This is a genomic window from Pseudomonas sp. G5(2012) (genome assembly GCF_000408945.1).
GTDB lineage: Bacteria > Pseudomonadota > Gammaproteobacteria > Pseudomonadales > Pseudomonadaceae > Aquipseudomonas > Aquipseudomonas umsongensis.
On the sequence record NZ_APIO01000058.1, the window covers coordinates 21,264 to 28,576 of the forward strand.

At 60.3% G+C, this 7,313-nt stretch carries 6 protein-coding genes and 1 riboswitch; of the genes, 2 read left to right on the plus strand and 4 right to left on the minus strand.

Going from position 1 to position 7,313, the window contains the following annotated elements; all coding sequences use genetic code 11:
* Positions 1-20 precede the first annotated feature (20 nt).
* On the minus strand, positions 21-473 hold the full coding sequence (locus PG5_RS18085) for a DUF1249 domain-containing protein (RefSeq protein ID WP_008063540.1): 453 nt from the start codon (positions 471-473) through the stop codon (positions 21-23).
* Positions 464-1,081 carry an NUDIX domain-containing protein gene (locus PG5_RS18090; RefSeq protein ID WP_020798570.1) on the minus strand — a complete coding sequence of 206 codons (618 nt, stop codon included), beginning with the start codon at positions 1,079-1,081 and terminating at the stop codon, positions 464-466. Before PG5_RS18090 ends, PG5_RS18085 begins: the two co-directional genes overlap by 10 nt.
* Before the next feature lie 219 nt (positions 1,082-1,300).
* Here PG5_RS18090 and PG5_RS18095 point away from each other — a divergent pair, with 219 nt between their 5' ends.
* Positions 1,301-2,047 (plus strand): RsiV family protein, encoded by a 747-nt coding sequence (locus PG5_RS18095; protein ID WP_008063538.1) that lies wholly within the window; start codon positions 1,301-1,303, stop codon positions 2,045-2,047.
* Here PG5_RS18095 and cytX read toward each other — a convergent pair.
* Positions 2,016-3,308 (minus strand): putative hydroxymethylpyrimidine transporter CytX, encoded by a 1,293-nt coding sequence (gene cytX / locus PG5_RS18100; RefSeq protein WP_042955490.1) that lies wholly within the window; start codon positions 3,306-3,308, stop codon positions 2,016-2,018. The genes PG5_RS18095 and cytX overlap by 32 nt on opposite strands.
* A 155-nt stretch (positions 3,309-3,463) precedes the next feature.
* Complete coding sequence (gene thiC / locus PG5_RS18105) at positions 3,464-5,353, minus strand: phosphomethylpyrimidine synthase ThiC (protein ID WP_008063536.1); 1,890 nt, start codon at positions 5,351-5,353, stop codon at positions 3,464-3,466.
* A gap of 164 nt (positions 5,354-5,517) precedes the next feature.
* A riboswitch (TPP riboswitch) is annotated at positions 5,518-5,623 on the minus strand.
* A 193-nt stretch (positions 5,624-5,816) separates the two neighbouring features.
* Here thiC and PG5_RS18110 point away from each other — a divergent pair.
* Positions 5,817-7,250, plus strand: a complete 1,434-nt coding sequence (locus tag PG5_RS18110; protein ID WP_020798574.1) for a TolC family outer membrane protein — start codon at positions 5,817-5,819, stop codon at positions 7,248-7,250.
* Positions 7,251-7,313 lie beyond the last annotated feature (63 nt).

The window sequence follows — 7,313 nt, forward strand, 5'->3', positions numbered from 1 at the left end:
GAACCTGACGCAGTTCACAACTAACGGACGACTTCGTACTCATGCCCCAGTGCCAGGCAATGGCTCAGCCACTCGCCCAGAAACATGTTCAGCTGGGCCTTTTCGTCGGGCTGGTGCATCGAGGCGTTCGGGTAAGGATAGATGCCGCGAAAGCGCCGTGCATGTTCGGCGCTGACCACTTCGGCCATGCACGCGTCGTGATAGACCTGCACTTCCAGTTGCGGCACCGGCAGCCACGGCAGGCTGTGTTCCTGCCGCACCTGCAGGGTCGTGGTGTAGGGACAAACCTGCAGCACTTCCAGCGCCAGCACGCCCAGCATCTGGTCGCCATGGGTCACGGCAATCCGCCGCGCCGCTGGCTCGCTGCGCATGTCCGGCAACAGTCGCATAAGGCGCGCGTAGTTCGCCTCACAGGACGCCTGCAGCCCCACGAGGTCCACCCGATAGCGATCGCGCAACTTGTTTACGACCATAACCCCCTCACTTCAACGCGGTTCAGTGCCAGCCATTGCAAGGCAATGATGCTGGGCGCGTTGGCAATACGTCCGTCGCGTACGGCTTGCAGGGCATCTTCAAACGCCCACACCGTGACGCGGATATCTTCAGCCTCTTCCTCCAGCCCATGCAGGCCGCCTACCCCACTACTATCGCAACGTCCGAGGTACAAATGCACGAATTCGTTGCTGCCGCCCGGCGATGGAAAATATCGGGTCATCGGCCACAGTGCCCCAATCACAAGCCCAGCTTCCTCCTGCGCTTCGCGGTGAGCAACTTCTTCCGGTTGCTCATCCTTGTCGATCAGACCAGCGACCAGTTCGATCAGCCATGGATTGTCAGTCTTGCCCATGGCGCCGACGCGAAACTGCTCGATCAGTACCACTTCGTCGCGCTTCGGGTCATAGGGCAGCATGCACACCGCATCGTGGCGCACGAACAGTTCACGGCTGATCTCGCGACTCATGCCGCCGGCGAACAATTCGTGGCGCAAGTGCACGCGATCGAGCTTGTAGAAACCCTCGAAGCACTTTTCACGCCGAACGATATCCACGGCGGTCGGAATGGCTTTGGCAAAATCAGTCATGACTATCCTCTTACTTCAAACCGATACGAGGTTCATTCCCGGAACCTCGACTTCGCGCCATCCTAACGCGCCCGTGAGGTTTGATGCAGCCCCTTTACCTTCATCGAGATAGACGGTGAGTACGAAACCCACTCTAATTAGCTTAGTGGCGAACTGACTGCTCCGTTGATAGTCGAAGCGGGTAACTTTTTGCCTTTCCCTGTTTTATCAAGGACACCCATGTCACTTTTTAAAATTGCCTCCGTGGCCGCTCTCGCCCTGACCCTTGGCGCTTGCCAGAGCCTGTTCCAGCCCAATTATCGCGCGCCGCTGGAAACCACCCGCGACGCCACCGAGCAGCTCAAGCCAGGCTGTTCGGACCAGGACTGCCCGCTGGTGAACATCGACACCCTGCACTTTCCCGCCGAGCCTGCGCTTGACGGCATCATCGAAAAACGCCTGCTGCAAATGACCCGCACCTCGCCCGACGCCCCGGTGGCGCCGACACTGGCGGCCTATCGCGAACAATTTTTGCGCACCGCCGGCCCGCGCAACAGCAGCTATTTGCAGGCCAAGGTACGTGAACAGCATGACGGACTGGTGATCATCGAATTGTCCAGTTACCTGGACACCGGCGGCGCCCATGGCACACCGGGACGAGGTTTCATCAACTACTCGCGCCAACAGCAGAAAGTGCTGACGCTTTCGGACATGCTGGTGCCAGGGCAGGAAGAGGCGTTCTGGAAAGCGGCGCAGGTGGCGCACAACAGCTGGTTGATCAGCACCAAGCTCGATCAGGAACCGGAGTTCGTCAAGAGCTGGCCGTTCCAGAAAACCCAGAACGTGGCGCTGACCTATGGCGGGGTGATCCTCAAGTACGAAACCAGCAGCATCGCGCCTTACGCGCTGGGCCATGTCGAATTGAAGATCCCCTACCCTCGCCTGAACGGCATCATCAAGCCCGAGCTGTTTCCTGGCCGTAACTGAAGGCCCGACCCAGCACCAACTGCAGCAGCCCTGCGAGGATCAACGCCGGCAGGGTTGCGCCAATATCCGGATACAGATTAGCCAGCAGGTGATAGGTGCTGACCCCGCCCAACCAGGCGAGCAGCGCCGGCCAGCGCAATGCAGCTGAGGCAACCTGGCCACTGCGCTTGCGCAGGATGAAGTGATCCACCAGCACCACGCCGAACAGCGGCGCGAACACCGAGCCGATCAACAGCAGGAAGTTCTGGTACTGGGCCAGTGGTGCCAGCAAGGCGATCAGGGTGCAGATCACGCCAATGGCCAAGGCCAGGTGCTCGACTTTCAGGCGCAATAGAATCCCGCTGGAAACGGCTGCCGAGTGAATGTCGGCGAAGGCGTTTTCCGATTCGTCCAGCAAAATCAGCAACAGTGGAATACCCAGGCCCGCGCCCGCCAATGCCAACAGCAAGGCATTGACTTCACCGCTCGGCGCGAACGCCAGGGTGTAGGCCACGCCCAGGCTCATCAGCCAGAAGTTACCGATAAAGAAGCCAATTGCGGTACCACCGAAAACGTTTTTCGCCCGCTTGCCGAAACGCGAGTAGTCGGCGATCAGCGGCAGCCACGACAGCGGCATCGCGATGGCAATGTCAAAACCCACGGCAAACGGCATTGAACCGTCGCCGGCCTGGGCCCACAAGGCGGCCAGGTCGGCCTTGGCGAACAGGTTCCAGGTCAGCCAGATGCACGCTGCCAGCAGCAGCCAGATGCCCCATTTGCGCAGGATCTGGCGCACGAAGGTCAAGGGGCCGCTGACGGCCAACAGGGTCGCAAGCGCGCCGAAAAACAGCGTCCACAGCACTGGATTGGACAGCGCACTGCCATCGCTGAAGGCCTTTGCGCCCAACAGGCTGGCGGCATCGCGCATGACGATGATCTCGAACGAGCCCCAACCAATCAGCTGCAGCAGGTTCAGTACGGCTGGCAGGCTCGCGCCCCGATTGCCCAGGCTAAGCTTGAGCGCGGCCATCGACGACAGGCCGGTATCGCTGCCGATCACGCCGACGGCGGCCAGCAACAGGACGCCGACCAGCGTGCCGAGGAAAATAGCCAGCAAAGAGCCGGACAGACCCAGGCCTGGCGCGAGCAACGCACCGGTCTGCAAGACCATCAGGCCGATGCCGAGAGAGAACCACAGGGAAAACAGATCGCGACCGCCGAACACACGCTTGTCGGCTGGCACCGCGATTCCAGGTGAATAAGTACTCGGTTGAATGCTCAAGGGTGTTATCTCAGAGGGACATTTGTTGTGATGTGTGATCGTTCCCACGCTCTGCGTGGGAATGCCTCAAGGGACGCTCTGCGTCCAGTGGCGCGGAGCGTCACGGGCTGCATTCCCACGCAGAGCGTGGGAATGATCAGCACGAGGTTGTCAGATCAAACTTTCTGGTAAAGCTGACTGCCTTCCTGCTTGAAGCGCTCGGCCTGTTCGGCCATGCCTTGGGCGACGTCCACGTCCACCGCTTCGATCCGTTGGTTGGCCGCATACTCGCGGACTTCCTGGGTGATCTTCATCGAGCAGAATTTCGGCCCGCACATGGAGCAGAAGTGCGCGACCTTGGCCGAATCCTTCGGCAACGTCTCATCGTGATACGAACGAGCGGTGTCCGGATCCAGGCCCAGGTTGAACTGGTCTTCCCAACGGAATTCGAAACGCGCCTTGCTCAAGGCATTGTCGCGGATCTGCGCGCCGGGATGTCCTTTGGCCAGATCGGCGGCGTGCGCGGCGATCTTGTAGGTGATGATCCCGGTCTTCACGTCATCCTTGTTCGGCAGCCCCAAATGCTCTTTCGGCGTCACGTAGCAGAGCATGGCGCAACCGAACCAGCCGATCATCGCCGCACCGATGCCGGAGGTGATGTGGTCGTAGCCCGGCGCAATGTCGGTGGTCAGCGGGCCGAGGGTGTAGAACGGCGCTTCGTCGCAGCACTCGAGCTGCTTGTCCATGTTCTCCTTGATCAACTGCATCGGCACGTGGCCCGGGCCTTCGATCATGCACTGCACGTCGTGCTTCCAGGCGATCTTGGTCAGCTCGCCGAGGGTTTCCAGTTCGCCGAACTGCGCTTCGTCGTTGGCATCGGCAATCGAGCCCGGACGCAGGCCATCGCCCAGCGAGAAGCTGACGTCGTAGGCCTTCATGATTTCGCAGATGTCTTCGAAATGGGTGTAGAGGAAGTTCTCCTTGTGGTGCGCCAGGCACCACTTGGCCATGATCGAACCGCCACGGGAAACGATGCCGGTCACACGCTTGGCGGTCATCGGCACGTAGCGCAACAACACGCCGGCGTGGATGGTGAAGTAGTCGACACCCTGCTCGGCTTGCTCGATCAGCGTGTCGCGGAACAGCTCCCAGGTCAGGTCTTCGGCCACACCACCGACTTTTTCCAGGGCCTGGTAGATCGGCACGGTGCCGATTGGTACCGGCGAGTTGCGGATGATCCACTCGCGAGTTTCGTGAATGTGCTTGCCGGTGGACAGGTCCATGACCGTGTCCGAACCCCAGCGAATGCCCCAGGTCAGTTTCGCCACTTCTTCTTCGATGGACGAACCCAGGGCACTGTTGCCGATGTTGCCGTTGATCTTCACCAGGAAGTTACGGCCGATGATCATCGGTTCCAGCTCGGTGTGGTTGATGTTGGCCGGAATGATCGCGCGACCGCGGGCAATCTCGTCACGGACAAACTCTGGTGTGATGATTTTCGGCACGCTGGCGCCGAAGCTGTGTCCGGCGTGTTGCTGGTCCAGCAGGCCGGCGGCGCGGGCCACTTCCAGCTTCATGTTTTCGCGGATGGCGACGTATTCCATCTCGGCGGTGATGATGCCTTTGCGCGCGTAATGCATCTGGCTGACGTTGGCGCCCGGCTTGGCGCGACGCGGGTTGTTGACGTGGGCGAAGCGCAGCTTGGTCAGTTCCGGATCGGCAAGGCGCTCCTGGCCGAAATTGGAACTCAGGCCACTCAGGCGCTCGGTGTCACCGCGGGATTCGATCCATGGCGAGCGCACATCGGCCAAGCCTTTGCGCACATCGATGATGACATTGGGATCGGTGTAAGGGCCCGAGGTGTCGTACACCACCACCGGCGCGTTGACCTCGCCTCCGAAGTCGGTCGGCGTCACGTCCAGGCTGATTTCGCGCATCGGCACGAGGATGTCCGGGCGAGTACCCTGGACATAGATTTTTTGCGAACGGGTAAACGGCTGAACCGATTGTTGATCGACCTTGGCCGAGTCACTCAGGTTGGTGGCGATTTTTGCTTTTGTAGTCATCACGGGCTCTCCAGACAGCATCCAGGCAGTGGAATTTTGTCGGAGCGAACCTGTAAACGAATGGACGCACGTGCGCTGGGAAAACCAGCTGTGCTGTGCTCAGTGCTCGAGGGGTGTTCGATTGTCGAACAACATCCCGGACGAAGCACAAGAGGACTCGCCGGGTGACGAGAAATCTTGTTCCCTACGCAGGCGCTAACCTGATCAGGTTCAACGGGATCCGAAATTATTCGATCTCAGCCTCATAGCAAGGCACCCCGACAAGAACCCGGCCAGTCTAGACATAACTGCCCAAGAACGCCAACACCGCTGCAAACACCGTGATGAATGGCGCAATTACAGGATTGTTGCGGGACGAGCGCGCAACTACACTCGCTACGGCCACGCTGCGCATTGACGCTGCAGGTGCCGCGCCGTAGCCTTGGCGCTCAAATTATCAGCATAATCTTTTAGGGATCGCCTCATGCTGCGCAAACTCTCACTGGCCCTTGCCGTGTCTTGTGCGTCCAATGGAATGGCCTGGGCAGCAGAAGCGCCCTTATCGACCAAGACCGATCTGGTCAGCGTCTATCAGGAAGCGGTCAACAACAACGCCGACCTCGCCGCCGCCATCGCCCAATATGGCGCCCAGAAGGAAGTCGTGCCCCAGGCCCGCGCAGGCTTGCTGCCCAACCTGTCGGGCGGCGCCAATGTCTCCAACGTACGCACGGCCATCGACCAGCCTTCGGCCACGACCAACCGCAATGCGCATTCGTACCAGGCAACCCTGGCGCAACCGCTTTTCCGCGCCGATCGCTGGTTCCAGTTCCAGGCCGCCAAGGACGTCAATGAACAGGCTGCGCTGCAACTCTCCGCGACCCAGCAGAACCTGATCCTGCAGACCGCCGACAGTTACTTCAACGTGTTGCGCAGCCAGGACAACCTTGCCTCGACCAAGGCCGAGGAAGCCGCGTTCAAGCGTCAACTCGATCAGTCCAACGAACGCTTCGATGTCGGGCTCTCGGACAAGACCGACGTGCTCAACTCACAAGCCAGCTACGACACCGCACGCGCCAATCGCATCGTTGCCCAGCGCCAGGTGGATGATGCCTTTGAAGCCCTGGTGACACTGACCAACCGCCAGTACAACTCGATCCAGGGCATCAGCCACAACTTGCCGATCCTCCCGCCAGCACCGAACGACGCCAAAGCCTGGGTCGAAACGGCGGCCAAGCAAAACCTCAACCTACTGGCCAGCAACTACGCCGTCAGCGCTGCCGAGCAAACACTCAAACAGCGCAAGGCTGGACATGCGCCGACCCTCGACGCCGTGGCGCAGTACGAAAAAGGCGACAACGATGCGTTGGGTTTTAGCAACCCGAACGGCTTTCCCCAGGCCTATGGCGGTAACGTCGAGCAAACCACCGTGGGCCTGCAATTGAACATCCCGATCTACAGCGGCGGCCTGATCAACTCCCAGGTGCGCCAGTCCTATGCGCAACTGGACCAGACCGAACAGCAACGCGAATCCCTGCGCCGGCAAATCGTCGAAAACACCCGCGACCTTCACCGTGCGGTGAATACTGACGTCGAGCAGGTGCAGGCGCGCAAGCAGTCGATCATCTCCAACCAGAGTGCTGTGGAAGCGACGGAAATCGGCTATCAGGTAGGTACGCGCAACATCGTCGACGTGCTGGATGCGCAGCGTTCGCTCTACACCTCGGTACGCGACTACAACAACACCCGCTACGACTACATCCTCGACAACCTGCGCTTGAAGCAGCAGGCCGGTACATTGAACCCGGGGGATCTGCAGGATCTGGCACGTTGGCTCAACCCCAACTACAACCCGGACAAGGACTTCCTGCCGCCGGACCTGGCGAAGGCTGCGGCGGAACAACTCAAGGCCCGCCCCTGAGAAACTGTAGGAGCAGGCTTGCTGGCGAGGGCGATTTCAAGAACGCCATCGCCAGCAAGCCGG